The 25,971-nt window shown below is 72.5% G+C and carries 24 protein-coding genes and 1 tRNA gene; 7 read left to right on the top strand and 18 right to left on the bottom strand.

The annotated features are described in order from the left end of the window. Positions 1-178: 178 nt before the first annotated feature. The 5 genes from ACIPYW_RS13035 to ACIPYW_RS13055 all read right to left on the bottom strand — a co-directional run bounded on the left by ACIPYW_RS13035 (position 179) and on the right by ACIPYW_RS13055 (position 5,203). Positions 179-1,150, bottom strand: a complete 972-nt coding sequence (locus tag ACIPYW_RS13035; RefSeq protein ID WP_290131712.1) for a YafY family protein — start codon at positions 1,148-1,150, stop codon at positions 179-181. Next, entirely contained in the window at positions 1,143-2,165 is a 1,023-nt protein-coding gene (locus ACIPYW_RS13040) for a YafY family protein (RefSeq protein ID WP_290131711.1), read from the bottom strand. The genes ACIPYW_RS13035 and ACIPYW_RS13040 overlap by 8 nt, the downstream gene beginning before the upstream one ends. 71 nt (positions 2,166-2,236) lie before the next feature. Continuing rightward, a complete protein-coding gene (locus ACIPYW_RS13045; protein ID WP_400414192.1) occupies positions 2,237-3,169 on the bottom strand; it encodes a hypothetical protein in 933 nt (310 codons plus the stop codon). Positions 3,170-3,179: 10 nt separating this feature from the next. After that, positions 3,180-4,301, bottom strand: coding sequence for a tRNA (adenine-N1)-methyltransferase (locus tag ACIPYW_RS13050; protein WP_400414802.1), 1,122 nt, complete (start codon positions 4,299-4,301; stop codon positions 3,180-3,182). Between the two features lie 71 nt (positions 4,302-4,372). Next, positions 4,373-5,203: an HAD family hydrolase gene (locus ACIPYW_RS13055; protein ID WP_400414194.1), complete on the bottom strand. Its 831-nt coding sequence runs from the start codon at positions 5,201-5,203 to the stop codon at positions 4,373-4,375. 228 nt (positions 5,204-5,431) lie between these two features. Between ACIPYW_RS13055 and ACIPYW_RS13060 the strand changes: the two genes are divergently transcribed. Next, the gene (locus tag ACIPYW_RS13060) at positions 5,432-6,361 is read left to right on the top strand and encodes a proteasome assembly chaperone family protein (protein ID WP_290131708.1); all 930 of its coding nucleotides are present in this window, start codon (positions 5,432-5,434) and stop codon (positions 6,359-6,361) included. 374 nt (positions 6,362-6,735) lie between these two features. Here the strand turns inward: ACIPYW_RS13060 and mshC are convergent, their stop codons facing one another. The 3 genes from mshC to ACIPYW_RS13075 form a co-directional block, all read right to left on the bottom strand. After that, positions 6,736-7,977, bottom strand: coding sequence for a cysteine--1-D-myo-inosityl 2-amino-2-deoxy-alpha-D-glucopyranoside ligase (gene mshC / locus ACIPYW_RS13065; RefSeq protein WP_400414196.1), 1,242 nt, complete (start codon positions 7,975-7,977; stop codon positions 6,736-6,738). Further along, positions 7,974-8,804 carry an undecaprenyl-diphosphate phosphatase gene (locus ACIPYW_RS13070; protein ID WP_400414804.1) on the bottom strand — a complete coding sequence of 277 codons (831 nt, stop codon included), beginning with the start codon at positions 8,802-8,804 and terminating at the stop codon, positions 7,974-7,976. The genes mshC and ACIPYW_RS13070 overlap by 4 nt, the downstream gene beginning before the upstream one ends. An 87-nt stretch (positions 8,805-8,891) precedes the next feature. Then, positions 8,892-10,217: a M20/M25/M40 family metallo-hydrolase gene (locus tag ACIPYW_RS13075; RefSeq protein WP_400414199.1), complete on the bottom strand. Its 1,326-nt coding sequence runs from the start codon at positions 10,215-10,217 to the stop codon at positions 8,892-8,894. Positions 10,218-10,391: 174 nt separating this feature from the next. Between ACIPYW_RS13075 and ACIPYW_RS13080 the strand changes: the two genes are divergently transcribed. After that, positions 10,392-10,477: transfer RNA gene (locus tag ACIPYW_RS13080), tRNA-Leu, on the top strand. 276 nt (positions 10,478-10,753) lie between these two features. Here the strand turns inward: ACIPYW_RS13080 and ACIPYW_RS13085 are convergent. The 3 genes from ACIPYW_RS13085 to ACIPYW_RS13095 all read right to left on the bottom strand — a co-directional run bounded on the left by ACIPYW_RS13085 (position 10,754) and on the right by ACIPYW_RS13095 (position 14,047). After that, the gene (locus ACIPYW_RS13085) at positions 10,754-11,356 is read right to left on the bottom strand and encodes a hypothetical protein (protein ID WP_400414201.1); all 603 of its coding nucleotides are present in this window, start codon (positions 11,354-11,356) and stop codon (positions 10,754-10,756) included. After that, complete coding sequence (locus tag ACIPYW_RS13090; RefSeq protein WP_400414203.1) at positions 11,353-12,492, bottom strand: zinc-dependent alcohol dehydrogenase; 1,140 nt, start codon at positions 12,490-12,492, stop codon at positions 11,353-11,355. The genes ACIPYW_RS13085 and ACIPYW_RS13090 overlap by 4 nt, the downstream gene beginning before the upstream one ends. A gap of 226 nt (positions 12,493-12,718) precedes the next feature. Next, positions 12,719-14,047 carry an NAD(P)/FAD-dependent oxidoreductase gene (locus ACIPYW_RS13095; RefSeq protein WP_400414205.1) on the bottom strand — a complete coding sequence of 443 codons (1,329 nt, stop codon included), beginning with the start codon at positions 14,045-14,047 and terminating at the stop codon, positions 12,719-12,721. A gap of 92 nt (positions 14,048-14,139) precedes the next feature. On the opposite strand from ACIPYW_RS13095, the gene ACIPYW_RS13100 reads away from it, so the two are divergent. After that, the gene (locus ACIPYW_RS13100; protein ID WP_400414208.1) at positions 14,140-14,631 is read left to right on the top strand and encodes a GNAT family N-acetyltransferase; all 492 of its coding nucleotides are present in this window, start codon (positions 14,140-14,142) and stop codon (positions 14,629-14,631) included. A gap of 59 nt (positions 14,632-14,690) precedes the next feature. On the opposite strand, the gene ACIPYW_RS13105 is transcribed toward ACIPYW_RS13100, so the two are convergent. The 4 genes from ACIPYW_RS13105 to ACIPYW_RS13120 form a co-directional block, all read right to left on the bottom strand. Then, entirely contained in the window at positions 14,691-14,909 is a 219-nt protein-coding gene (locus tag ACIPYW_RS13105) for a hypothetical protein (protein ID WP_400414210.1), read from the bottom strand. A 7-nt stretch (positions 14,910-14,916) separates the two neighbouring features. Further along, the gene (locus ACIPYW_RS13110) at positions 14,917-16,785 is read right to left on the bottom strand and encodes a DEAD/DEAH box helicase (RefSeq protein ID WP_400414806.1); all 1,869 of its coding nucleotides are present in this window, start codon (positions 16,783-16,785) and stop codon (positions 14,917-14,919) included. A gap of 98 nt (positions 16,786-16,883) precedes the next feature. Next, complete coding sequence (dinB, locus tag ACIPYW_RS13115; RefSeq protein ID WP_400414213.1) at positions 16,884-18,134, bottom strand: DNA polymerase IV; 1,251 nt, start codon at positions 18,132-18,134, stop codon at positions 16,884-16,886. Between the two features lie 66 nt (positions 18,135-18,200). Beyond that, a complete protein-coding gene (locus ACIPYW_RS13120; protein WP_400414215.1) occupies positions 18,201-19,346 on the bottom strand; it encodes an acyl-CoA dehydrogenase family protein in 1,146 nt (381 codons plus the stop codon). Positions 19,347-19,369: 23 nt separating this feature from the next. Between ACIPYW_RS13120 and ACIPYW_RS13125 the strand changes: the two genes are divergently transcribed. Beyond that, positions 19,370-20,179 (top strand): SGNH/GDSL hydrolase family protein, encoded by an 810-nt coding sequence (locus tag ACIPYW_RS13125; RefSeq protein ID WP_400414218.1) that lies wholly within the window; start codon positions 19,370-19,372, stop codon positions 20,177-20,179. Between the two features lie 29 nt (positions 20,180-20,208). Here the strand turns inward: ACIPYW_RS13125 and ACIPYW_RS13130 are convergent, their stop codons facing one another. Next, positions 20,209-21,552, bottom strand: a complete 1,344-nt coding sequence (locus ACIPYW_RS13130; protein ID WP_400414221.1) for a serine hydrolase domain-containing protein — start codon at positions 21,550-21,552, stop codon at positions 20,209-20,211. Between the two features lie 23 nt (positions 21,553-21,575). Here ACIPYW_RS13130 and ACIPYW_RS13135 point away from each other — a divergent pair, with 23 nt between their 5' ends. After that, positions 21,576-22,043, top strand: a complete 468-nt coding sequence (locus ACIPYW_RS13135; RefSeq protein ID WP_400414223.1) for a hypothetical protein — start codon at positions 21,576-21,578, stop codon at positions 22,041-22,043. A 39-nt stretch (positions 22,044-22,082) separates the two neighbouring features. Here the strand turns inward: ACIPYW_RS13135 and ACIPYW_RS13140 are convergent, their stop codons facing one another. Then, positions 22,083-23,270, bottom strand: a complete 1,188-nt coding sequence (locus ACIPYW_RS13140; protein ID WP_400414225.1) for a D-alanyl-D-alanine carboxypeptidase family protein — start codon at positions 23,268-23,270, stop codon at positions 22,083-22,085. A 183-nt stretch (positions 23,271-23,453) separates the two neighbouring features. Then, complete coding sequence (locus tag ACIPYW_RS13145) at positions 23,454-24,275, bottom strand: TrmH family RNA methyltransferase (protein WP_400414228.1); 822 nt, start codon at positions 24,273-24,275, stop codon at positions 23,454-23,456. 62 nt (positions 24,276-24,337) lie between these two features. Between ACIPYW_RS13145 and ACIPYW_RS13150 the strand changes: the two genes are divergently transcribed. Next, complete coding sequence (locus tag ACIPYW_RS13150; protein WP_400414231.1) at positions 24,338-25,222, top strand: Sir2 family NAD-dependent protein deacetylase; 885 nt, start codon at positions 24,338-24,340, stop codon at positions 25,220-25,222. After that, complete coding sequence (locus tag ACIPYW_RS13155) at positions 25,219-25,857, top strand: histidine phosphatase family protein (protein ID WP_290131690.1); 639 nt, start codon at positions 25,219-25,221, stop codon at positions 25,855-25,857. Before ACIPYW_RS13150 ends, ACIPYW_RS13155 begins: the two co-directional genes overlap by 4 nt. Positions 25,858-25,971 lie beyond the last annotated feature (114 nt).

Here is a 25,971-nt window from a genome sequence, read left to right on the forward strand (position 1 = left end):
TGCGGTCGTCGAAGCCATGCGCCGATCCTACGGGACCTGTCCGACACCGCGCTGCGGCTGCGTGCGTTCGCACAGGCGGCCGGGAGGCACGGTGCGGGCCGGCACCGCGCCTCCCGGCCGGTGGGCGCACACCCGAGACGCAGCGTGCGTCGGCCGACGCGGACCGGCCGCGACGCGATCAGGCCTCGGCGAGGGCCGCGGCCGCGAAGTCCCGGATCGCCGTGCGCGCCGCCGGCGGGTCGAGCACCACGGCGCGACCGGGCAGCCCGGCGACGAGCCGCACGACGCCGTCGAACCCGTTCGACGCGGCGAGCCGGATGCGGACGCGACCGTCGTCGTCGGGCGCGTCGGCCGTGTCGGCGAGGAAGTCCGCGACGAGCGGCAGCGACGACGAGTCGAGCTCCACGGTGACGATGACGTCCTCGCGGGCCTGCTGGAACAGCGTGTCCGGGATCACCACGTCGGCTGCACTCGTGGTCGCCGCGCGTTCCTCGACTCGGACGCCGGACATCCGGTCGAGGCGGAAGGTGCGCAGCGCACCCCGGTCGAGGTCCCAGGCGCGCAGGTACCAGTCGGTGTCGATCGATTCGACGCGCAACGGGTCGACGCTGCGTGTCCCGCCGCGGCTCCGCGGCCCGGCGTAGTCGAAGGCGAGCCCGCGCCCGTCGGCCATCGCCTGCCGGATCGTCGCGAGCGTCGCGTCGTGGAGGTCCTGTCCGACGGCGACGTTCGACGCGGCGCCGCCCGCACCGCGCGAGAGCTTCGCCATGAGGGCACGGATGGCGTCACGGTCCGCGGCCTCGGGCAGCGCCGACAGGTACTGCAGGCCCGCGATGAGCGCCGAGGCCTCGCGAGCGGAGAGCCGGGGCGCGTCGTCGATCGCGACGAGGTTCGTCAGGACGATCATGTCGTTCTGCTCGAAGTCGTCCCAGGCGATGTCGAACAGGTCGCCGTGCTGGTACTGCATCGTCTCGCCGGGGACGCCGGACACCGCGATGAGCTCGACGGCCCGGCGGATGCGGGACTCCGGCACGCCGAAGTGACGCGCGGCCTCGGCCACCGAGACCCGCTCGCGGTCGATGAGGTACGGCACGAGGGCGAGCAGGAACGCGAGCTTGTCCTGTGCCTGGAGGGGCTGCTGCTCAACCACGGGCGTCTCCTTCGTGGTCGGCGACGAGGCCGCGGAGCCGGGCCGTCACCCGGTCGCGGAGGTCGTCGGGTTCGAGCACGCGGACCTCGGGGCCGAACGCCGCGAGTTCCTCGGCGAGGATCTGCGGATCGACGTGGTGGAGCACGAGGGTGCCGTCCGGCTCGGCGGCCGTGTCGCGTCGACGGGAGAGCCGACGCTCGGCGTCCGAGCCGGGCACCACGTGGATGCGCGCGGTCCGGGTCGCCCAGATGCGGTCGAGTTCGGCGAGGGCGCGCTCCCCAGCTCCCGCCGGCGCCGGGTGCCGGCCGACCTCGTACTGGGTCACCGGGCCGACGATCCGCGACAGCAGGTAGTTCTTCGTGGCGCCTGTCGAGAACTCGTGCGCGGCGAGCATCCACCGGCCGGCGTGCTGGACGAGCGCGAGCGGTGCGAGCTCGCGTCGACGGGCCTCGTGCTGCCCGGGCGTGATGTAGTCGAAGCGCACGGCGGCCGCGCGGTCGAGGGCGGAGCGCAGCGGTTCGAACGCGGCGTCGCGGGCTCGGAGCCGCGGGGCGTAGGCGTCGACCCCGAGCACACCCGAGGCGACGTCGTCCTCGGCGCCGGCGGACCGCACCTTGAGCAGGGCGCGTCGCGAGTCGGCGGAGAGCGCTCCCTCACGCCAGGCCATCGCGGCGAGGGACAGCAGCGCGGACTCGTCCGGTGTGAAGCGGACGTCGAGGGGCAGATCGTACTCGCCCTTCGGGATGCGGTAGCGCAGCGTCTGGTTGTTGCCGGCGGCGCCGGGCGTCTCGATGGTCTCGAGCGGGATCCCGAGGTCGCGCACGTCGTCCTTGTCACGCTCGAATTGGCGCTCCAGGGAGGCGTTGTCGCCACCGGGCGTCCAGCGCTGCCGGTACCCCTGCACGTTGGCCAGGATCTCGGCCTTCGTCAGCCCCGACTCCGTCGAGAGCAGCGCGAGCACGAGGCTGAAGAGCCGCTCCTCGGCAGGCACACGGGGGGTACGAGAGGCTGGCACAGGCCGATCCTACGGCAGCGCGGGTGCACCGGAGTGCACCCGCGCGGCGGTCGGTGGACGGTGCCGAGACGTCAGCGCGGCATCACTCCGAGCACGTCGATCACGTAGGCGTCCGTCGCGCCCTGGTTGTGCACGATCGCCAGCACCTGGTCGCCGACGTGGTGTCCGAGGATCGCCTCGCGGACGCCGTCGACGATCTGGCCCTTGGCGAGCGGCACGGTCGCGGCGCCGGAGCCGTCGGTCCAGTTCGAGCCCGTGACGGACGGGTCGGCGCTCCAGGTCACGGCCGTGTACTTGATGACCGCGGTGTCCTTCGCGGTGAGCTCCGTCCCGTCGCCCTTGCGGAGCAGGTGCGTCTCGTCGGACTTCGGCGCGTCCCACGACGGGATCGTGATCCCGGGGGCGCCGGACGGGGCGAGCACCACGGCGGGCATGCGGTCGCCGGCGAGCTGCGGCGTACCGGTGGCACGGGCGTCGAAGGCCCGCTTGACGTCGATCACGGCGATGACGGCGTCCTCGGTCTTGCCGCTCGACGAGGACCCGGCGGTGCCGGACGTGGAGCTCAGCGCGCTCTTCGGGAGGGCGACGGCGAGGCGGTCACCGACGTGGGCGCACTCGACGGCCTCGCCGAGCGCGCCGTAGTTCGACGCACCCGCGGTGATCGGCGCGGTCTGGCCGGAGTAGCCGCTCGTCTGGGCGACCTGCCCGGTCGCACCGTCGACGAGGGTGTACTCGATGAGCACGGGGGTACCGTCCTCGACCTCGCGCCCGGTGCCCTGCTCCACGACCGAGACCTGCGTGCCCTTGGTGGTGAGCCCCGAGGGGACGGAGATCTTCGGCTCCTTGCCGAACGTGCCCGTCGCGGTGACGGCCTCGGACGCGGCACCGGGGCGGGCGCAGCTCGACGGGGTCGTTCCGGCTCCGCTCGCGGAGCAGGCCGTCAGCGTGGCGGCGAGTCCGAGGGTGACCAGGAGCGCGGGGATGGTTCGATGCAGGACGGGCACGGTCGGTACTCTACCGGTCGTCCCCATGGGCCCCGGACGCGTCGGGCACAGCCGCGTCGGGCACAGCCGCGTCGGGCGCAGCCGCGTCGGACGCAGCCGCGTCGGACGCGGACTCCGCCTCAGCCGACCCCGCCTCGGCAGCGGCCACCCGGCGTGCCTGCGCCGCCGCCTGCCGTGCGACCTTCCGGAGCTTCTTGTCGCTCGCGCTCCGCTCCCCCACGGCACCGGGCGTCCATGCCTCGACGTCCTCGTCGGAGAACTCGGCCTTGCCGGCACGACGCTTGAGGTTCGGCAGCACCACGCCGTCGGCGAGCCGCCGGGCGGTCACGAGGAACCCGGTGTGCCCGACCATGCGGTGGTCCGGGCGGACGGCGAGCCCCTCGACGTGCCAGGTCCGGACGAGGGTCTCGCTCGGCATCGGGTCGGTGAAGCGGCCGGTGTCGCGGAGGGCCTCGGCGGTGCGGGACAGCTGCGTGACCGTCGCGACGTAGCAGACGATGAGGCCGCCCGGCACGAGGGCGTCCGCCGCGGCGTCGACGCACTCCCAGGGCGCGAGCATGTCGAGCACGACGCGGTCGACGCTCTGCGGCTCGGTGGCCCCGGGCAGCTCCTCGACGAGGTCGCCGACGGTCACGGACCAGTTGTCCGGCACGGCGCCGAGGAAGGTGCCGACGTTGCCGCGGGCGATGGCCGCGAACTCCTCACGGCGCTCGAACGACTGCAGCTGGCCGGTCGGCCCGATCGCCCGGAGCAGGAAGAGCGAGAGCGCACCGGAGCCGACCCCGGCCTCGACGACGCGGGCGCCGGGGAAGACGTCGGCGAACGCGACGATCTGCGCGGCGTCCTTCGGGTAGACGATCGCGGCGCCGCGCGGCATCGACATCACGTAGTCGTTGAGCAGCGGCCGGAGCGCGAGGTACTCGTCGCCGGTCGTCGCACGGATCACGGAGCCGTCGGGCTGCCCGATGACGTCGTCGTGGCGCAGCACGCCGCGGTGCGTGTGGTACTCGCCGCCGGACTCGAGCGACAGCGTCGTCAGCTTGCCCTTCGGACCGGTCAGCTGCACGCGGTCGCCGGACCGGAACGGTCCGCGGGGCGGCGTGTGCGGCGCACCGCCCGCGGTGTGCGGCAGCGACGCGGTGGCGTCGTCCGGACGGGAGGCGCGGGTCACCGCCGCCTCGTCGCCGGCGTGCTCGAGGTCGCTCACCGGGCACCGCCCTCGGTCACCGCATCGTCGGCGGACACGCGATCCGTGCCTCTCCCCACCGGCACGGCCTGCCCGCCGCTGGCGCGTCGGTCAGGAACCGGCGGCGTGGGCCCAGGCCGTTCGTCGGACACGGCCGCGCGCGCGGCGAGGGCCGGGCTCGTCAACTCGACCAGTCGGTCGACGTCCACGCCGGCGAGCGTGGTGAGGTGGACGTCGCCGCCGGCGATGTCGGTGAGCGGCACGATGTGCTCGACCGCGATCGTCACGGCCCCGGACGCGACGGCGGAGGCGACGCCCGTCGCGGAGTCCTCGATCGCGACGCACGCGGTCGGCTCGATGCCCAGCTGCGCGGCGGCGGCGAGGTAGGCGTCCGGGAACGGCTTCGGCCGCTCGACGTCGTCACCGGCGACGACGACCCGGAAGCCGCGGTCCCCGAGGGCCTCGGCGGCGACGAGTGCCATCGACCGGCGGGACATCGTCACGAGGGCGGTCGGGATGCCGCGGTCGTGCAGCTCCTCGACGAGCTCGCGCGCGCCCGGACGCCACGGCAGGTCGTCGTGCCGGAGGCGGTCGGAGACGTACTCGGTCATCCAGAGGACGATCTCCTCGACCTCCATGTCGACCCCGCGGTCGCGGAGGATCTCACCGGAGCGCTCGAGCCCGGAGCCGACGAGCGACAGGCCGTCCTCGTGCGTCCAGGTGGCGCCGTAGCGCTCGGTCAACTCGACCTGGGACTGCTGCCAGATCGGTTCGGTGTCGATGATCGTGCCGTCCATGTCCCACAGCACGGCTGCGGGCAGGACTCGGTCGGGGCGCTGGGCGGTCACGGGCGACGAGTCTACCGGTCGACCGGGCGCCGCCCCGGCGTGCGGTCGTGGTCGTCTCGGTCCCGCCCGCTCGTCGCGCACGCGTCGCGCCGGCGTCGCGCGCACGTTCCGCTGGAGGCGGACTGCCGCCCGTCGCACCCTGCCGCGGGCCTACAGTGGGTGCCTGGTCAACGTCCCACGCGCGCGGTCCGCACGAGCGGTCCACGCCCCTTCCAGGAGGTCCGCTCCGTGCCACAGCACTCCCCCTTCAGCGAGGGCCGACTGCTCGTCGTCGCCTTCGAGGGCTGGAACGACGCCGGCGAGGCGGCCAGCGGGCTCGCCCGACGGATCGTCGACGCGCTCGAGCTCGACGAGCTCCGCGAGATCGACGGGGAACGGTACGTCGACTACCAGTTCAACCGCCCCACCGTGGGCACCAGCGACGACGGCGACCGCGGCATCCAGTGGCCCCGCATCGTGCTGCACGGCCCGGGCTCCGACGGCCCCCCGGTGATCGGTGCGACCGGCTCCGAGTCCGACCGCGAGGTGTTCGTGCTCGTCGGCCCGGAGCCCTCACGGACGTGGCGCGGTTTCTGCGCCGAGGTGATCGACCTCATCGACGTGTACTCGATCGACGCGGTGGTGTTCGTCGGCGCGATGCTCGCCGACGTCCCGCACACCCGACCGATCTCGGTGTTCGTGTCGAGCGAGAACGCCGGGGTCCGCGCGGCCTTCGACGTCGACAAGTCCTCCTACGAGGGGCCGACCGGCATCCTCGGGGTCCTCGCCGACGCCGTGGACAAGGCCGGTCTGACGACGCTGTCCCTCTGGGCCTCGGTCCCGCACTACGTGCACAACTCCCCCTCGCCCAAGGCCACGCTCTCGCTGCTCGACAAGATCGAGGAGCTCACGGACGTCACGGTCCCCCGGGGCTCGCTCCTGGACGACGCGACCGAGTGGGAGGAGGGCATCGACGCCCTCGCCGCGGACGACGAGGACATGGCGACGTACATCGGGCAGCTCGAACAGGCGCGGGACACGGTCGACTCGCCCGAGGCCTCCGGGGACGCGATCGCCCAGGAGTTCGAGCAGTACCTGCGGCGCCGGGAACGCAAGGACGGCAAGGACGGCGGGACCGCTGGCGGCGAGGGCTTCCGCCCGCCGCAGCCGCCGCAGTAGCGGTCGCGCGCGGGGCTGGTCGGGTGCGCTCGGCCCGCCGCGGCGACGGTCACGACTCCCCGCTCACGAGCGCCCGAGGGTCACGAACGGTCGCTCTGCTGGCCGGAGACCGACCGTCCGTGACCGCCCGCCGGGCGGACCGCGGCGTGTCGTGACCGTTGGTCGCGAGAACGGTCGGCTCCGGAGCAGCGAGGCGACGTGGCGTGCGACCAGCGCGGGCACCTACCGGACGGGAGGCACGGTGCGGGCCCGCCACGGGCCTCCCGGTCGGCGGACACGCGCGTCGCGCGGCCGGAACAGGCTGGTCGCAGGAGGTGTCGGCTCCGACGGCGCGACGCGGCGGGTCGCGCGACCGACGCGCCAGCGCGGTGCGGTCAGCCCAGGCGGATGCCGAGCAGCGCGTCGACGAGGTCGACGAGCTCCGGCGTCGCCGCCGTGCCGCCCGCGAGCGCGGTGTCGACCGCCGCCACCGCACCCGGAGTGTCGAGGTCGTCCGCGACGCGGGCACGGATGCGCGCGATCACGTCGGCGGCGTCGTCGGCGTGCGACGGCGCACCCGCTGCCCAGGCGTCCCACGACGCCAACCGCGTCGTGGCGGACTCGAGCTCCGCGGGGAACCACTCCCAGTCGTCCGAGTACTTGTGCGAGAGCAGCGCGAGCCGGACCGCACGGGGGTCGGCCCCGTCGTCGAGGAGCCCCCGGACGGTGACGAGGTTGCCGAGCGACTTCGAGATCTTCTCGCCCTGGTAGGCGATCATCCCCGTGTGCACGTACGCGTTCGCGAGCGGCTGGTGCGCCAGCGCCGCTGCGTGCCCCGCGCTCATCTCGTGGTGCGGGAAGACGAGGTCGCTGCCGCCGCCCTGGACGCTGATCGGCAGGCCGAGCTTGTCACCGGCGATGACGCTGCACTCGATGTGCCACCCGGGACGCCCCGGCCCGAGGACGGTGTCCCAGCTCGGTTCGCCGTCGCGTGCGGCTCGCCAGAGCAGCGGGTCGAGGGGGTCGCGCTTGCCGGGTCGGTCGGGATCGCCCCCGCGCTCGGCGGAGAGGGTGAGCATCGTCTCGCGGTCGAGACGGCTCTCGTCGCCCAGCGCCCAGGCCTCCGTCGGGCGGTTCACGTCGAAGTAGACGTCGTCACCCTCGGAGTCGTCGGTCGGCACGTCGTACGCGTACCCGGTCTCCTGCAGGAACGCGACGGCCTCGGCGACGCGGTCGACCTCGTCGGTGACCGCCACGTAGTCGTCGGGCGGGAGGATCCGGAGCGCCTCCATGTCCCGACGGAACAGGTCGATCTGCGACGCGGCCAGCTCCTGCCAGTCCACGCCGTCGCGTGCGGCGCGCTCGAGGAGCGGGTCGTCCACGTCGGTCGTGTTCTGCGCGTACTCGGTGTCGAGTCCCGCGTCACGCCAGGAGCGCAGCAGGGAGTCGAAGGCCAGGTACGTCGCCGCGTGCCCCAGGTGGGTCGCGTCGTAGGGCGTGATGCCGCACACGTACAGCGCGGCGCGCTCGTCGCCGCGGGTCGGATCGACCGGCTTGCCCGTGGCCGTGTCGTGCACGACGGGGCGGGGCCCGGAACCCGGGACGGACGGGACGGACGGGGCCTCCCAGGCCCTCACGGCTGGATCACACCAAGCGACAGCAACACGATGAGAACGATACCGAGTGCGATCCGGTAGACCACGAAGGGCATGAAGCTGCGCTTGCTGATGTAGTTCATGAACGCGGCGATCACGACGAAGCCCACGACGAACGCGACGACCGTCGCGACGAGCGTGTCGACCAGCCCGAACGGCGCGCCGGTGTCGCCGAGGCTCGTCGCGGCCTCGTACAACCCGGAGAGGAACACGGCGGGCACGGCCAGCAGGAACGCGAAGCGGGCGGCCGCAGGCCGGGTGTACCCGAGCGCGAGCCCCATCGACACGGTCGCGCCGGAGCGGGAGACGCCGGGCACGAGGGCCAGCATCTGCGCCAGCCCGATCAGGATGCCGCCGCCGAACGTCATGTGCTCGATCCGTCGGACCTTCTTGCCGACGACGTCGAGGACACCCAGGACGACGCCGAAGACGATGAGGACGACCGCGACGATCCAGAGCGAGCGGAACGTCGTCTCGATCGAGTCCTTGAGCAGGAGCCCGGCGACACCGATCGGGATCGTGCCGAGGATGACCAACCAGCCGAGCCGCGCGTCGGGATCGTTCCGCGGCACCGTCCGGCCGGACAGCGACCGGAACCACCGCCCGATGATCCGGGTGATGTCCTTCCAGAAGTAGATGAGCACCGCGGTCTCGGTGCCGAGTTGCGTCACGGCGGTGAACGCCGCACCCGGGTCCTGCGCGTCGGGCAGGAACAGCCCGACGATGCGCAGGTGGGCGCTCGACGACACGGGGAGGAACTCGGTGAGTCCCTGGACGAAGCCGAGGAAGATCGCCTCGAGGATGTGCATGGCACCGGCCTTCCGGAGGGAGGTCTGTCTGGACACCGCCACGAGGGTGGCGCCCAGGCACCACCACGACGGCGACCCGGCAATGTATCAGTAGGACGCGAAGAGGTCACCGAGGACGCGCCGCCCGAACGCCAGCGCATCGAGCGGGACGCGCTCGTCGACGCCGTGGAACATCGCCGGGAAGTCCACGCCGGCCGGCAGCTGCAACGGTACGAAGCCGTAGCCCGCGATCCCCAGGGTGGACAGCGCCTTGTTGTCCGTCCCGCCGGAGAGCAGGTACGGCAGCACCGGAGCACCGGGGTCGTGCCGACCGAGGACGTCCCGCACGGCGTCGACCAGCGGACCGCCGAAGTCCTGCTCGAGCCCGATGTCGCGGAACGACATCACCACCTCGACGTCGTCGCCCGCCAGCTCGCGGACCCGCTCGAGCACGGACTCCTCGTCGCCGGGCAGGCACCGGATGTCGATGAGCGCCTCAGCCGCGTCCGGGATCACGTTGTGCTTGTACCCGGCCTGCAGCACCGTCGGGTTCGTCGTGGTGTGCAGCGCGGCGTGGATGAACCGCGACGCCGAGCCCGTGGCGAGGGCGACCTCGTCCGGCCCGGTCACCGCCGGGTCCACCCCGAGGAACCGGGCGACCTCCGCCACCATCGCGTCCGTGGTCGCCGAGAGCCGGACCGGCCACTCCTCGCTCCCGATCCGCGCGACCGCCGCCGCGAGCTTCGTCACGGCGTTGTCGCGGATCACGTGCGAGCCGTGCGCAGCCGTGCCCCGGGAGACGAGCTTGATCCACATCAGGGCCTTCTCGCCGGTCTGCAGCAGGTACGCGCGGCGGGCGCCCAGCGTGATCGAGTACCCGCCGACCTCGCTGATCGCGGCGTCGGCGCCCGCGAAGACCTCCGGGTGCTGCTCGACCACGTGGTGGGAGCCCAGTACGCCGCCGGCTTCTTCGTCGGCGAAGTACGCGATCACGAGGTCACGCTCCGGGGCGCCCTGTGCGGCGATGACGTCCGACAACGACGTCAGCATCATCGCGTCCATGTTCTTCATGTCGACCGCGCCGCGGCCCCACAGCATGCCGTCCTTGACCTCGCCCCCGAACGGGTCCACCGACCAGTTCGCCGGATCGGCCGGCACGACGTCGAGGTGTCCGTGCACGACGAGCGCCGACTTCTGCGGGTCGCGCCCCCGGACCCGGGCCACGACGCTCACCCGGTCGGGCTCCGACTCGAACAGCTGCGGCTCGAGCCCGAGGTCGCGGAGCTTGGCCTCGACGTAGTGCGCCGCTTCGGTCTCACCGCGGGACTTCCCCTCGCCCCAGTTCGTGGTGTCGATCCGGATGAGGTCACGGGCGATCGACGCAGTCTCCTCGAGCTCGATGCCGGCCGTCGTGTTCCCGTGGACGTCTGTCATGCGCACCACGCTACCGGCCGGTCCCGACACCGCCGATCCGCGTGACTCCGAGGGACGCGCCCGGGATGCGCGGCCGTGTTCATCGGGCGTTCAGACCCGTGCTAGTGTCTTCTCTCGGCAGGAACGCCGGGGAAAACGCCCCGGATGACCGGCCAGCACAACAGAACAACACCTGTCCGGGTGGCGGAATTGGTAGACGCGCTAGCTTGAGGTGCTAGTGCCCGTATTAGGGCGTGGGGGTTCAAGTCCCCCCTCGGACACGAGAAATGAGATGCCCCTGGCCTGTCGGCCCGGGGCATTTCTTGTTCGTGCTTCCCGGCGAGCATCGCCATCGCTGCGCTCAGGGCGACGCCGCCTCGTGGCCGCCGACTCGCTGCGCTCGTGGCGTCCGAGTGCTCGGGTCCGGCGCGCCGGGGCGCGGTCGGCTCCCGGCGCACCGGGCACGGCGCACTGGACCTGGCACCGGCTCATCGCGAGCGTGGGACGGACGGGAGGCGCGGTACGGGCCCGCACCGTGCCTCCCGTCCGGCGGGCGATCACCGAGCGCGACGCGCGCGTGCGATCCGACGCACCACCAGGACCACGCCGCCGACGGCGGCGAGCCACCCCCAGTTCGCGACGAGCGGGTCGAGCAGGCCGTGCCGCCAGTCCCGCCGCGACGAGCCGAGGCGGGACGACACCGGGTGCCCGACCAGCTCGGCGCGCACCCCCGTCTCGTGCACCACGCGGTCCGGACGACCCCGCAGCGCATCCGTCACCCGGTGCGTCACCACGTCGATCCGGTCCCCGACGACGAGCAGCATCCAGTGCGCCAGCCGGCCCTCGCTGAACCGACGGTAGGCGTACCGCTTCACGAGCCCGGCGAGCCCCTGCAGCGGCTGCGCCGTCCCGAACACCGGCGTCACGTGCGCGTGCTCGACCGACCGCTCGCGGGCGTCCGCACCGGGCTGTCGCGGAGGCAGTTCCCAGTGCGCACCGGTCGCCGCCCCCGCCGACCGCGAGAGCTTCGGCACCGACGGACGGTCTGCGAGGTCGAGGTCGCTCCCCCACCCCGGGATCCGCGCCCGCAGTTCGTCGGCGGTCGGGACGCGACGGGGCGGGTCGGCGACGTAGGGCGTGTGGTCCGACGAGGCGCTCACGGGATCACCACCGTCTTGATGCAGTCGTCGAGCTTGTTCGAGAAGAGGTGGTAGCCGTCCGCGATGTGCTCGAGCGGGATCCGGTGCGTGATGACGTCGCTCGGCGTGAGGTGACCGGCCTGGACGTGCTCGAGCAGCCGCGGCCACTGGCGCTTCACCGGTGCCTGGTTCATGTGGATCGTGACCCCCTTGTTCATCGCGTCCCCGAACTTCACCGCGCTCGGGATCGGCCCATAAGCGCCCATCGCCGACACCGTGCCGCCCTTCCGGACGCCGTCGATGGCCCAGTTCAGCGCCGTCGGCGACCCACCCTGCAGCTTGAGCTTCGCGCTCGTGACCTGCTGGGTGAGGTTGCCGTCCGCCTCGGCACCGACGGCGTCGATCACGCTGTCGGCGCCCAGGAAGTCGGTCTGCTTCTTCATCTCCAGCACGACGTCGTCGACCTCGGCGAAGTTGATCGTCTCGGCGTACGCGAACGTCCGCGCCTTCTCGAGCCGGTACTCGAACTGGTCGACGACGATCACCCGCCCCGCGCCCATCAGCCACGCCGACCGTGCCGCGAACAGCCCGACCGGGCCGGCTCCGAGCACCACGACCGTGTCGCCCTCGCGGATCGACGCCAGCTGCGCACCGAAGTAGCCCGTCCCGAGGGCGTCGGTCATCATGAGGGCGTCCTCGTCGTCGAGCCACGGCGGGATGACCTCGGGTCCGACGTCCGCGAACGGCACCCGCACCCGCTCCGCCTGGCCGCCGTCGTAGCCGCCCGTGGTGTGCGAGTAGCCGAAGATGCCACCCACTGCGGTCGCGTTCGGGTTCACGTTGTGGCAGTTCGTGAACAGGCCGCGTGCGCAGAACCAGCACGACCCGCACGAGATGTGGAACGGCACCATCACGCGGTCTCCCACGTCGAGGTGCTCGACCGACGGGCCGACCTGCTCCACGACGCCGATGAACTCGTGCCCGAACGTGTGACCGACGCGGGTGTCGGGCATCATCCCGTGGTACAGGTGCAGGTCGGAACCGCAGATCGCGGCACGCTCGACGCGGACCACGGCGTCGTTCTCGTGCTCGATGCGCGGGTCCGGCTTCTCCTCGACGCGGATCCGGTAGGGCCCGCGGTACGTCATGGCGCGCATGGGCGCTCCTCTCGCTCGGAGCATCCACGCTCACCGCCGGGACGTCCGAGCCGTCCCAGTTCCGCGCCCCGTGTCCAGACGCAGCCCGGGTGGTGACGGCATGCGCGCCCACAGACGGACGGGAGGCGCGGTGCCAGCCGGCACCGCGCCTCCCGTCCGTCAGGTGGTCGCGCTCTAGCTCTTCGACGCCTCGACGACGTTGCGGCTCGATGCCGCGTTCCGTCTCCTAGCTCTTCGACGCCTCGACGAAGTTGCGACGCGGGTCCGTCTCCTTGATGAGGGAGGTCGCGTCGCGACCGGAGACCGCGCCCGTGATCCAGCCGATCACGATGCGTGCCTTCCGGTTCAGCGTCGGCATCGCGTACACGTGGTACGACCGGTGCGCGAGCCAGGCGAGCAGGTTCGTCATCTTGACGCCCTTGATGTTCGCCGCGCCCTTGCCGACGCCGTACGACGCCACGGTGCCGATCGACGGGTGTCGGTACTCCTCGAGGGGCTTGCCGGTGATCGTCGCGACGACGTTGTCGGCAGCGACGACGGCCTGACGGACGGCGTTCTGCGCGTTCGGCGGGTAGTACGCCGGCTGCTTCTCGGCCGTCAGGTCGGGGACCTGTGCGACGTCGCCGAGGCCCCAGACACCAGGGACGACCTCGTGGGTGTCCTCGGCCTCGACCTGGAGCTTCGCGTTGGCGGCGAGGTGCCCCTTCGGTCCGCGCGGCAGGTCGGTGGCGTCGAGGAGCGGGTTCGGCTTGACGCCAGCCGTCCACACGAGCAGACCGGCGGCGAACTCGTCGCCATCCGAGAGCTTGATGACGCCGCCCTCGGCGCTCGGCATCGTGGTCTTCAGCCGGACGTCGATGCCGCGGGCACGGAGCGACTCGAGGGTCCACTTCGACAGCTCGGGGCCGACCTCGGGCGCCACGCGGTCGAGGGCGTCGATGAGCACCCAGCGGGGGTGCTCGCCGGCCAGCGACGGGTAGGTCTTGATCGCGGCCTGCGACACGTCGAACAGCTCGCCGATGGCCTCGACACCGGTGTAGCCTCCGCCGACGAAGATGCTCGTGAGCAGGCGGCGACGCTCGTCCTCGTCACGGGTTGCAGCGGCCTTCGCGATGTTGTCGAGGAGCTTCGCACGGACGTACGCCGCCTCCTCCACGGTCTTGAAGCCGACGCCGTACTCCTCGAGACCCGGGGTCGGGAACGTCCGCGTCACCGAGCCGAGCGCGACGACGAGCTGGTCGTAGCCGAGGGTGCGGTCGTCGCCGCCGGCCGTCGAGATCGACACGGTCTTGTCCTTCGACGAGATCCCGGTGACCTTGCCCTGGATGACGCGCGTCCGCTTGAGCGCACGACGGAGCTCGAAGGTGACGTCCTTCGGCGCGATGTGGCCGCCGGCGACCTCCGGCAGGAACGGCAGGTACGTGTAGTAGGTGTTCTGGTCGACGAGCGTGATGCGCATCGGGACCGTCGCGGCGTGCTTCTGCAGCTGCTTGACGGTCGTGTAGCCGGCGGAGCCGCCACCGAGGACCAGGACGTGCGGGATCGAATCTGCCATGAGTCCGGTCTACCGGAGTTTCCCTGGTGGCGTCACCAAGCCGCGCCGTCGGTCCGCGGGGTCGTCGCTCGGCGGATCGGTACGGTCGAGGCATGACCTCCTCGATCACCGTCCGGCCCGCCGCGCTCGAGGACGCCGAACGGATCGCGTTCGTGCACGCGACCTCGTGGCGGGAGACGTACGGGCGCTTCGTCGACGACCCGGACTCGAGCCCCTGGTTCTCGGTGGACCGCCGTGTCGGGATGTGGCGGGCGAACCTGACGGAGGGCACGTTGTCGACCGTGGTGGGGTTCGACGGGGACGACCTCGTGGGCTTCGGGGCCGCGCAGGAGACGCCGACCTCTGACGATCGCGACCCGGTGCGCCCGGAGGAACTCACCATGCTGTACGTCCTCGCCCGGGCGCACGGCACCGGTGTCGGGCAGGAGCTGCTCGACGCGGTGCTCGGCGACCGGCCGGCCTCGCTCTGGGTGGCCGAGGACAACCCGCGGGCGCAGGCGTTCTACCGGCGCAACGGGTTCACCGCGGACGGCGCGACGTCGTCGTTCGGACCGATCGAGCGGTCGGTCCGGATGGTCCGCTGAGGCCAGGTGCCGAGCGGCGGACCCGACGGATCTTCGCGCCGTACAGCTCGTTGCCCCGCTCAGTCGTGACGGTGGTCGCGGCGACGGTCGCGGAGCCGCCACCATGCGGTCTCGGCGAGTTCGGGCCCCGTGAAGACTCCGTGCTGCGTCCGCCGGGACTCCGTGAGCGAGAAGCGACGCAGCCGGTAGCCCCCACCGAAGCGGTCGATGATGGCCTCGGGCGAGGACTCCGCGTCACGCTTGACGAGCCACGTCCGGTCGTCGACGGGCTCGATCACCGGTCGTTCACCGTCGTCCGCCGATCCGGGAGCGCAACACGTCGATGCGCTTCTGGATCTGCTCGACGCTCGCCTGCGCCACGGCCGGGCCGCCGCTGATCCGCCGCAGTTCGGCGTGGATCGCGCCGTGCGGCTCGTTGGAGTGGCGCGACCAGATCGACACGAGTCGTGCGAGCTCGGTGCGCTGCTCCTTGAGGGTCAGGTACATCGGGCGGTTCTCGTCCGGCTTCGGCTTCGGCGATCCGTCCTTGACGGTGCGGCTCTTGGACCGCTTCGCCTGCGACGCCTGCCGCGCCCGGAGGAGGTCGCGCACCTGGTCCGGTTCGAGCAGCCCGGGGATGCCGATGAAGTCGAGCTCCTCGAGGGAACCGACCTCGCCCCCGGAGCCGAACTCGCCACCGTCGTAGAGCACCCGGTCGAAGGAGGCCTGCGAGTCGAGGGCTTCGAACGGCTGCACCTCGAGCAGGCTCTCCGAGGCGCGGTCCTCGCGGTTGGCCTCCGCGACCATCGCGTCCTCGGGGTTGTACATCCCGTCGTCGGCGTCCTTCGGGCGGTCGAGGGCGTGGTCGCGTTCGAGTTCGAGGGACGCCGCGAGGGCCATCAGCCCGGGGACGCTGGGCAGGAACACCGAGGCGGTCTCGCCACGGCGTCGGGCGCGCACGAAACGGCCGATCACCTGCGCGAAGAAGAGCGGCGTGCTCGCACTCGTGGCGTACACGCCGACGCAGAGCCGGGGCACGTCCACGCCCTCGGAGACCATGCGGACGGCGACCATCCAGCGTGAATCGCCCTCGGCGAACGCGCCGATGCGTTCGGACGCCGCGGCCTCGTCGGAGAGCACGACGGTCGGCCGCTCCCCCGTGATCTGCGTGAGCATCCGCGCGTACGCCCGCGCCGTGGTGGTGTCGGTCGCGATCACCAGACCTCCCGCGTCCGGGACACCGCGCCGGACCTCGGTCAGGCGCTTGTCGGCGGCGGTGAGCACCGCGGGCATCCACTCGCCCTCGGGTGAGAGCGCGGTCCGCCACGCCTGCGCGGTGATGTCCTTGGTCACCTGCTCGCCGAGCGACGCCGACATCTCGTCGCCCATGCGGGTCTTCCAGCGCATCTGTCCGGCGTACGCCATGAAGAGGACGGGGCGGACGACGCCGTCCTTGAGCGCCCGGCCGTAGCCGTAGTTGTAGTCGGAGATCGACGTCCGGATGCCCTGCTCGTCGGGGGCGTACTGCACGAACGGGATCGGTGCGGTGTCCGACCGGAACGGCGTGCCAGAGAGCGAGAGTCGACGCGTGGCCTTGGTGAAGGCCTCCCGGATGCCGTCGCCCCAGGTGAGGGCGTCCCCGCCGTGGTGGACCTCGTCGAGGATCACGAGCGTCTTGCCGCCGGCGGTGATGCGCTGGTGGACCTCGGGGTTCATGCCGACCTGGGCGTAGGTGATCGCCACGCCCTGGTAGTGACGGCCGAACATCCCGTCGCCGTTCTTGAACATCGGGTCGATGCGGATGCCGACGCGGTCGGCGGAGTCCGCCCACTGCCGCTTGAGGTGCTCGGTGGGGGCGACCACGACGATCCGGTCGACCGTCCCGCGGGCGAGCAGCTCGGTGGCGAGCCGGAGCGCGAACGTCGTCTTGCCGGCGCCGGGGGTCGCCGCGGCGAGGAAGTCGCGCGGCTCGGTCTCGAAGTACTTCGTGAGCGCCTCGACCTGCCAGGCACGGAGCTTGGACGCCGTGCCCCAGGCGGCGCGGTCCGGGAACGCGGGCGAGAGGTGTTCGGCTGCGGCGTTGCCGGCGGCTTCCGCCTGCGCGGCTGCCTCGTCGTGCGGGCGGGCCGGAGCACCCTCGGGCGGGGTGGCCGATGCGGCGCCGAGGTCGCTCACGACGTGCGCGTCCGGCGTTGCCGACGCGTCGCCCCACAGCGTGGCGGGCTGCTGCTGGTTGTCGTACTCCGCTGCGCTCACTGCAGGTGATTCTACCGTCACGCAGGGTCCTGCCGAGCGTGCGGGGCGCGCTGCTCGGGCGCGTTCCGCACCAGCGAAGCCGGTCGCAGCACGCCCGCTCCGAACCGTGCGGCGACCGCGTCGACGGTCGTCTCGGTCTCTCGCCACGGCGCGTCGTCGTCCCAGAGGGCGTTGCTCGCGGCCGCCGGCACGAGGTTCTCACCACGGACGCCGATGAGCCGGATCCGGTTGCCCGGTCGGTGCAGGACGTCGTACAGCTCGACGGCTTCGCGGTGGATGCGTTTCGCGACGTCGGTCGGTTCGGCCAGGGTGCGGGACCGAGTGAGCGTGGTGAAGTCGGTGTAGCGGACCTTGAGCGCGACCGTCCGCGCCTGGACGTCGGCGCGGCGGAGTCGCACGGCCACCTTGTCGGCCAGTCGGAGGAGCTCGCGGGCGACGTCGTCGCGCTCCGTGAGGTCGCGGCCGAACGTGACCTCGTGCCCGATCGACTTCTCACCGACGCCGGACTCGACCGTCCGCGGGTCACGCCCCCAGGAGAGGTCGTGGAGGCGCTGACCGCCGGCGGGCCCGAGCGCGGCGACGAGCGACGGCAGCGGGGTCGTCGCGAGGTCGCCCACGGTCCGGATGCCCCGACGTTCGAGGGTCTCCTGCGTCTTGCCGCCCACGCCCCAGAGCGCGGACACCGGCTGCGGGTGGAGGAACGCGACGGTCTCGGCAGCGGGAACGACGAGCAGGCCGTCCGGCTTGGCGCGGCTCGATGCGAGCTTCGCCACGAACTTGGTCGACGCGGCGCCCACCGAGCAGTGCAGCCCGGTCTGCTCGAACACCGCACGGCGGATGGCCGCGCCGATCTGCCAGGGCGTGCCGTAGAGCCGGAGCGCCCCGGCGACGTCGAGGAACGCCTCGTCGATGCCGAGTCGCTCGACGCGCGGGGTGAAGCGGTCGAACACGCTCATCACGGCGGCGGACTGCTCGCGGTACTTCTCGAAGTGCGGCTCGACGATCACGGCGTTCGGGCACCGGCGCTTGGCGACGGCCATCGGCATCGCGGAGTTCACGCCGTAGCGACGGGCCTCGTACGTGGCGGCGGTCACGACGGAGCGGTCCGAGTCGTGCCCGACGATGACCGGGAGGCCGACGAGGTCGGGCCGGTCGAGCAGCTCGACGGACGCGAAGAAGGCGTCCATGTCGACGTGCAGCACGGTGGCGGTGACGTCGTCGACGGGTACGTCGGAGACGAGCCGGTTGCGTCCGTCCTGCTTGCTCACAGGGCGATGATGCCACCCGCCACCGACATCGACGTCCCATCAGGACGCACCGCCGCAGCGGACCCCTCAGCGCGCCGGACCGAGCAGCACCGCCGCGATCGTCCGGGCCGCCGAGTCGCGCGACGACGGGTGGTACTGCCCGGCGCGGACGTCGCGCGCGAGTCGTGCGAGCTCGCTCCCCGCACGGTAGGCGGAACCACCGACCACGCGCATCGCCTCGTCCACGACGTGCTGCGCCGTGTCCGCCGTGCGCGCCTTCGTCCCGACGAGCAGCGGGAACCACCGGGGTCCGTGGTCGACCAGTTCGTCGACGTCACGAGCGAGCGCGTCGACCTGCAGGGCGACCGCGTCGACCGCTCCCTGCGCATCGGCCAGGGCGCGGCGGACGTCCGGGTCGCTCGACCTGGGCGTGCCGTCGAGGGCGGTCCGGCCGCGGACGGCCGCGACCGCCAGCTCGACCGCGCGCTCGGCGATCCCCACGTACACCGACGCCACGAGCAGTTCGAAGGCGGCGAACACCCCGAAGACCAGGGGGTCCTGGTTCGGTCCGACCGGCAGGACCCGCACGATCCGCTCCGCCGGCACGTGCACGCCGTCGAAGAGGGTCGTGCGGCTCTGCGTCGCCCGCATGCCGAGCGTGTCCCAGTCGTCCCGGTGCGTCACACCGCCGTCCGCACGGACCGTGAAGCCGTGCACGAGCACCGGCTCCGCGCCGGAGGTGTCCTTCCCGAAGACGCTCAGGACGTCCCACGCCGGCGCGAGCGAGGTGGAGACCTTCGTCCCCGTGAACCGGTAGCCGCCGTCGCCGTCCGGCTCCGCCGCCGTCAGCGAGTCGAAGAGCACGGCGTCGTTGCCCGGCTCGCTCACCCCGAACGCGAGCAGGTGGTCGTCCGCCGCGTGGTCGGTGACGACCTGGAGGAACGACCCGCCCCGTGCGCGCACGCTGCGGGCCGCCTGCACCCACACCTGGTGCATGCCCAGCCCGAGCGCCGTCGCCGGCGCAGCCGTCGCGAGGGTCCGCTGGACCGCTGCCGTGGCGCGCAACCCGAGGTCCTGGCCGCCCTGCTCGACGGGGACGCCGAGCCGCAGGTACCCGGCCGCGCGCAGCTCGTCGAGGTCCTCGGCGCAGAAGGCGTTCGCGGCGTCGTACCCAGGGGCCCGGGCGGCGATGCGCTCGAGGAGGTCCGCGGGGATCGGGTTGGCCGTGCTCATGCCACGAGACTAGGGTCCGATGCGTGTCAGAACGTCATCCCTGGTCCAGGTACGTCGCGATCGGTGACTCGTTCACCGAGGGGATCGGTGACCCGGACCCCACCGTGCCCGGAGGCAACCGGGGCTGGGCGGACCGGGTGGCCGAGGTCCTCGCGCACCAGGCGGACGCGACCGGTGCCGGTGACTTCGCCTACGCCAACCTCGCGATCCGCGGTCGCCTGCTCCAGCAGATCATCGACGAGCAGGTCGAGCCGGCGCTCGCGCTCCGACCCGACCTCGTCACGGTGTCGGCCGGCGGCAACGACATCATCCGCCCCGGCACGGACCCGGACGACCTCGCGGCGAAGGTCGACGGCATGGTCGAGCGGCTCCGCAGTGACGGCGCGACGGTGGTGCTCTTCACCGGGCCGGACGTCGGGATGACGCCGGTGCTCGGCATGGTCCGAGGCAAGACGGCGATCTACAACGAGAACCTGCACGCGATCGCCCTGAAGCACGGCGCACTCGTCGCCGACATGTGGGCGATCCGGGTGCTCCGCGACCCGAGGATGTGGGCACCGGACCGGTTGCACCACTCCCCGACCGGTCACGCCACCGTCGCCGCCGCCGTCCTCGACACGCTCGGCGTCGACCACGGGCTCGCGCCGTTCGCCCCGGAGCCGCTCCAGTCCCGACCCTGGCGCGAAGCCCGCGTCGAGGACCTCGGGTGGGCGAAGGAGTACCTCGTCCCCTGGGTGGTCCGGCGCATCAAGCACACGTCCTCGGGCGACGGCGTCTCCCCGAAGCGGCCCGAGCTCCAGGACGTCGTGGAGCACCGCTCCGACACGCCGTAGCCTCGGTCGGTCGGTCGGTCGACCGCGCGTCAGGCTGCGGGCCGCCGGAGCGTCGTCGGACCGTCGTGCAGCGGCTGCGTCACCCAGTCGAACGTCGCGTCGCCCGAGTCGGTCGCGACGCGGACGTGCGCCGCGTGCGGGGTCTCGACGAACCGCACGGCGACGAGCACCGCTGCGCCGTCGTCGACCAGTGCGGCGCTGCCGGCGAGCGGCCCCTCGACCGCCCACGCGCCCTCGCCGACCGGGACGGACAGGTGGCCGCCCTCGACGTCGAGCTCGAGGCGCCACGCGGCACCGTCGCGGTGCAGCGGACCGTGGGCAGCGGCGTCCGGGAGCCGCCCACCCGCGACCGGTGGCAGAGCGAGCGAGGCGATCCGTGCCTCCAGGCCGGTGTCCGCGCCCACGTCCACCGACGCACCGTCGACGGCGGGCAGCAGGTGCTGCCATGCCGCGTCGAGGACCGCCTGCATGTCGAGGCTCTGCCCGGTCAGCGCGAGCACGACGTCCTGCTCCGGCAGGACGACGCAGAACTGTCCGTAGGCGCCGTCGCCGCGGAACCCGTGCCGAGCCATCCAGAACTGGAACCCGTACCCCTGGCTCCAGTCGGGGTTCTCCTCCTGCGGGTTCTCGACCTGGACGCGCGTGGCGGCGTCGACCCAGTCCTCGGCGAGGAGGCGCTGCCCGTCCCACACGCCGCGCTGGAGGTACAGCTGACCGAGCTTCGCGACGGCCTCGACCGGTGCGTAGCAGCCGCTGAAACCGAGCTCGTTGCCCTGCTCGTCCCGCTTCCAGGCGAAGTCGGTGATGCCGAGGGGGTCCAGGAGCCGCGGCCGCAACCAGTCCACGAGCGAGCCACCCGAGACGCGGCGGACGATCTCCGCGAGCGTGTAGGTGCACGGCTGGTTGTACGCGAACACCGAGCCGGGCTCCTCGTCGGGCGGCAGCAGCAGGAAGCCCCGCACGATGTTCGTCGGGTCGATCGCCCGCGCACGCTCGAGCGTCTCCTCGCGGTGACCGCTCGCCATCGCCAGGACGTGCCGCACCAGGATCCGACGGCTTCGCTCGTCCGTGACCTCGGCGTCGAGCTCCGGGAAGTACGACAGCACGGTCGCGTCGAGGTCGATCAGGCCCGCGCGGACGGCGATGCCGACCCCGGCGGCGGTGAAGCTCTTGCTCAACGAGTACAGCAGGTGCACGGACTCGGGTCGGTACGGGTCCCAGGTGCCCTCGGCGGCGACCTGGCCGTGCCGGAGCAGCAGGAACGAGTGCGGCTCGACGTCGGGCGTCGATCCGAGGGCGTCGAGGAACGCGGAGACCCCGAGTGCGTCGATGCCGAGGGCGGACGGGGAGCTGCGCGGGAACGTCGTCGTCACGCAGTCGACGCTAGCCTCATCGGGTGCGTCCCGTCTTCCCCGCCCTCGCCGTCGTGCTCCTGGCAGGAGTCCTCGCCGGGTGCAGTGGCCCAGCCCCGATCGACGAGGCGGCACTGCACCGGTGGGAGGTGCGCGAGCGGGCGTCGGACGAGGACACGCTGCTCTTCGCCCGCGTCGACGCCGGTGGTGACGCGCCGACGAACATCGCGAAGCCACAGGTCTCGACCACCTTCCCGTCGCCCACCCGTGTCCGGTCGGTGGAACTGGCATGCTTCGGCGACGCGCGGATCGAGGGCGTGCTCACGATCCGCGCGGGCTCGACCACGCGTTCGGTCGGCCTGCCGTCGCCGGTCTCCTGCGCGGACGGCCGGTACCGGTTCGACCTCTCGACGTCGGAGCGGTCGGGCGTCGAGATGATCGGCTTCGCCGGGTTCCACAGCACCCGGGAGACCGCGTGGACGCTCCACGTCCGGACCGACCTGGGGTCGTGACCGGCCGGGGTCGTGACCGGCGTCGGCGTCCGACGGAGGTCAGGTGCCCTGGAACGGGTTCGTCCAGCGCCACCAGACACCGGGGTCGGTGATCGACCGGTCGAGCTCGAGCGGCACGGTCACCGCGGCGTGGTCCGAGATCGTGAACCGCACCCGCCCCACCCGCTCCCCGCGGTCGCCGACCGTCACCGGGTCGAGGTGGGTCTTCGCCGTGACCGTGGTCTTCCCCCACACCAGCACCTCGGACGCCTTCGCCGCGACCGCGTCCGCCCCGTCCTGCCACGGCGTGCTGTAGGTACCGAAGGTCTGCCCCTCGTGCGTGAGCGTCACGAGCTGGAAGTTGTCGGCCACCGACCGCAGCAGGCGTTGCACGTCGTCGTCCAGCGAGTCGTGGTCGACGCCGCCGAGCATCGCCCCGACGACCGTGACCTGTCGGCCACCCCGCTCGTAGGTCGCCGCGAACAGGAGGCACGCCCCGGCCTCGTCGAGGGTGCCGGTCTTGATGCCCTCTACCCCGTCCAGACCCAGCAGCTTGTTCGAGTTCTCGATCTCGCCGGCGCCCGGGACGGTGACCTGCTTCGTGCCGACGATCTCCTTGACCACCGGGTTCGCGAGGGCGAGCTGCCCGAGGTCGACCAGGTCCGTCGCCGTCGAACGGTTCCGCGGGTCGAGGCCCGTCGGTTCGTGGATCACCGTGTCGTCGAGGCCGTGCTCGTCGAGCCACGTGCCCGCAGCCTTCTCGTAGGCGTCCATCGACCCGAACGCCCACAGCGCGAGCGACCCCGCGTAGTTGTTCGCCGACTTCATGAGCATGACCTGGAACGTCTGGTACTCGGACAACCGGAGGCCGTCGGGCATCGGCGCGACCTCGCCGTTCTTCGCGAGGTACGTCGCGTACAGCCCCTGCATCTGCTTGGTGAAGCGGATCGTCGGTCCGCGCTCACCCGGCTCCAGGGGCTTCTCCTCGAGCACGACGAGCGCGGTCACCACCTTCGTGATGCTCGCGATCGACCGTTGCTCGCGGTCGCCGCTCGTGCGCAGGCTCTCCGGGAAGTCCGTCGCCTCGACGGCGGTGGCGCCGTAGCCCGGGAAGGTGAGGTCGGGGACCGTGGACGTCGGCGCCGAGTAGGTCGTCGTCGCCGCGCTCGCCGGGGCGAACGGCACGACGGCCGCGGCCACGAGGTACCCGACGGCGAGGACGAGCACCGCGACCACGCTGATCGTCACGGGCCGCCGGACGGTGGAGCGGGGGCGGCGGACGACTCGTGGCACAGCCAAGGAGCCTAGCCGCCAGGCGCGGACCGGCCCTGCGAGGACGCACCGGCTGTGGAGAACGCGAGTCGTGCCTCCAGGCCGAGTCAGCCGAGCGGCGCTCGTCACGCGCCCGCGCTGGTCACGCGCCCGCGCTCGTCAGCGGGTCAGCGCGCGCTGCGCGTGCGCGACGGCCCACAGGCCGACGGCGCTCGCCGCGGCCACGTTGAGCGAGTCGACGCCGTGCGACATCGGGATCCGCACCGTCGTGTCCGCGGCCGCGATCGCCCGGTCGGTGAGCCCCTGGCCCTCCGTGCCCATCACGAGGGCGACCCGCTCCGGGACGTCGGCGACGAACCGGTCGAGGTCGACCGAGCGGTCCGTGAGCGCCATCGCGGCCAGGTGGAAGCCCTGGTCGCGGAGTTCCTCCCCGGCGGCGGGCCACTCGCCGATGCGCGTCCACGGCACCTGCAGCACGGTGCCCATGCTGACCCGGACGCTGCGGCGGTACAGCGGGTCGGCGCAGCGGGGGCTGACGAGCACGGCGTCCGCGCCGAGGCCTGCGACGCTCCGGAACACCGCGCCGACGTTCGTGTGGTCGACGACGTCCTCGAGGACGACGACGAGCTTCGCGCCACGGACGACCTCGGCGACCGTCGGCAGCTCGGGCCGGTGCATCGCGGCGATGGCACCACGGTGCATCCGGAACCCGGTGAGTTCCTCGAGCAGTGCGTCCGGACCCACGAAGACCGGACCGTCGTGCCCTGCGACGAGGGGCAGGACGTCGTCGAGCCACTTCTCCTGCACGAGCACGCTCCGCGGGACGTGTCCGGCCCGGATCGCACGCTCGATCACGGTGTTGGACTCGGCGATGTAGAGCCCGCCCTCCGGCTCGGTCACACGTCGGAGTGCCACGTCGGTGAGTCGTGCGAAGTCGTCGAGGCGGGGGTCGTCGAGCGAGTCGATGCGGACGGGCTGCACGGGGTTCCGTTCTGGGAGGGAAGGACGTGGGACGGTCGGCTGTTGAGGGTACCGTGGAGATGATGCCCCCGAGCGACGAGCACAGCACCGCGGCCGACCTCGACCGCGCCGTCGAGCTGCTCGCCGGCAAGCGCATCGCGGTCCTCTCCGGCGCCGGACTCAGCACCGACTCGGGGATCCCCGACTACCGGGGCGAGGGCCGCGTCGTGCGGAAGCCGATGACCTTCCAGGAGTTCCGGTCCGACCCGGCGAAGCGGCAGCGCTACTGGGCCGGCTCGCACCTCGGCTGGCGGACCTTCGCGGCTGCTGCGCCGAACGACGGGCACCGCGCGCTCGCCGGACTCGAACGAGCGGGGATCGTCACCGGGGTCATCACCCAGAACGTCGACGGGCTGCACCTCCGGTCCGGTTCGCGGCGGGTGGTCGAGATCCACGGCTCGATGGACCGTGCCGTCTGCCTGACGTGCGGCCAGGTGTTCTCGCGCTCGGACCTCGCGGCCACGCTCGACCGGGCGAACCCGTGGATCGACGAGCCCGGGTCCGTGCAGCTCCAGCCCGACGGCGACGTCGAGATCACCGACGTCGAGCGCTTCGTCGTGCCCGACTGCTCGGTGTGCGGTGGGGTGCTGAAGCCCGACGTGGTGTTCTTCGGCGAGTTCGTCCCCGCCGAGAAGTTCCGCGAGTCCGTGTCGATCGTCGCCGACGCGGACGCGCTGCTCGTCGTCGGGTCGTCCCTCACGGTGAACTCCGGCGTGCGTCTCGTCGACCACGCGGTCCGGCGGAAGCACCCGGTGGTGATCGTGAACCGCGGCACGACGCGGAGCGACCGCCGTGCTGCGGTGAAGCTCGACGCCGGCACCACCGAGACCCTCGTCGCGCTCGCCTCGCGCCTCAGCACGGTGGCCTCGGGCGCCGGTTCCGCAGAGCCTGGGATGATCGTCGGGTGACGACCCACCTCTCCCTCGTCCGCCACGGCGAGACCGACTGGAACCGGCAGCGCCGCATCCAGGGATCGACCGACATCCCGCTCAACGACGTCGGGCGCGACCAGGCAGCCGGGGCCGCCGAACTCCTCGCCCGCCGGGCATTCGACGCCGTCGTGGCGTCGCCGCTGTCCCGCGCGCGAGAGACCGGCTCGATCATCGCCGCCCGGCTCGGTCTCGCCGCGCCAGACACCTACTCCGGGTTGGCGGAGCGGTCCTACGGTGCGGCCGAAGGGCTGACGGACGTCGAGATCCGCGCGCGGTGGCCGCACGACGACGTCCCCGGGCGTGAGTCGCGGTCGGCCCTCCTCGCACGCGTGACCGAGCAGCTCGGTGAGATCGCGATCCGGTACGACGGTGCGTCGGTCGTCGTCGCCACGCACGGCGCGGTCATCCGGAGCGTGGTGAACGCCGCCGCACCGGGGACCGCCGACCGGCACAGCACGCCGATCCGGAACGGCTCGATCCACTCGTTCCGGTGGGACCCGGAGCGCTTCCACGCCGAGCTCGTGCGGTTCGACGACCCGATCGACGACGCGTCGGACGGTCCGGGCGGCTACGCCTTCGAGTACCAGAACCCCCTCGAGCGCCGCAGCTGACGGTCGTGCGGGCCGGGCGAGCCCGCGGGCCGGCGCGAGCCGGCCGGGGCGAGCGGACCGGGGCGAGCGGACCGGGGCGAGCGGGCAGCCCGAGTCTCGTGCGCAGCGACACTT

The organism is Curtobacterium sp. NPDC089689, from assembly GCF_044749145.1.
Classification (GTDB): domain Bacteria; phylum Actinomycetota; class Actinomycetes; order Actinomycetales; family Microbacteriaceae; genus Curtobacterium.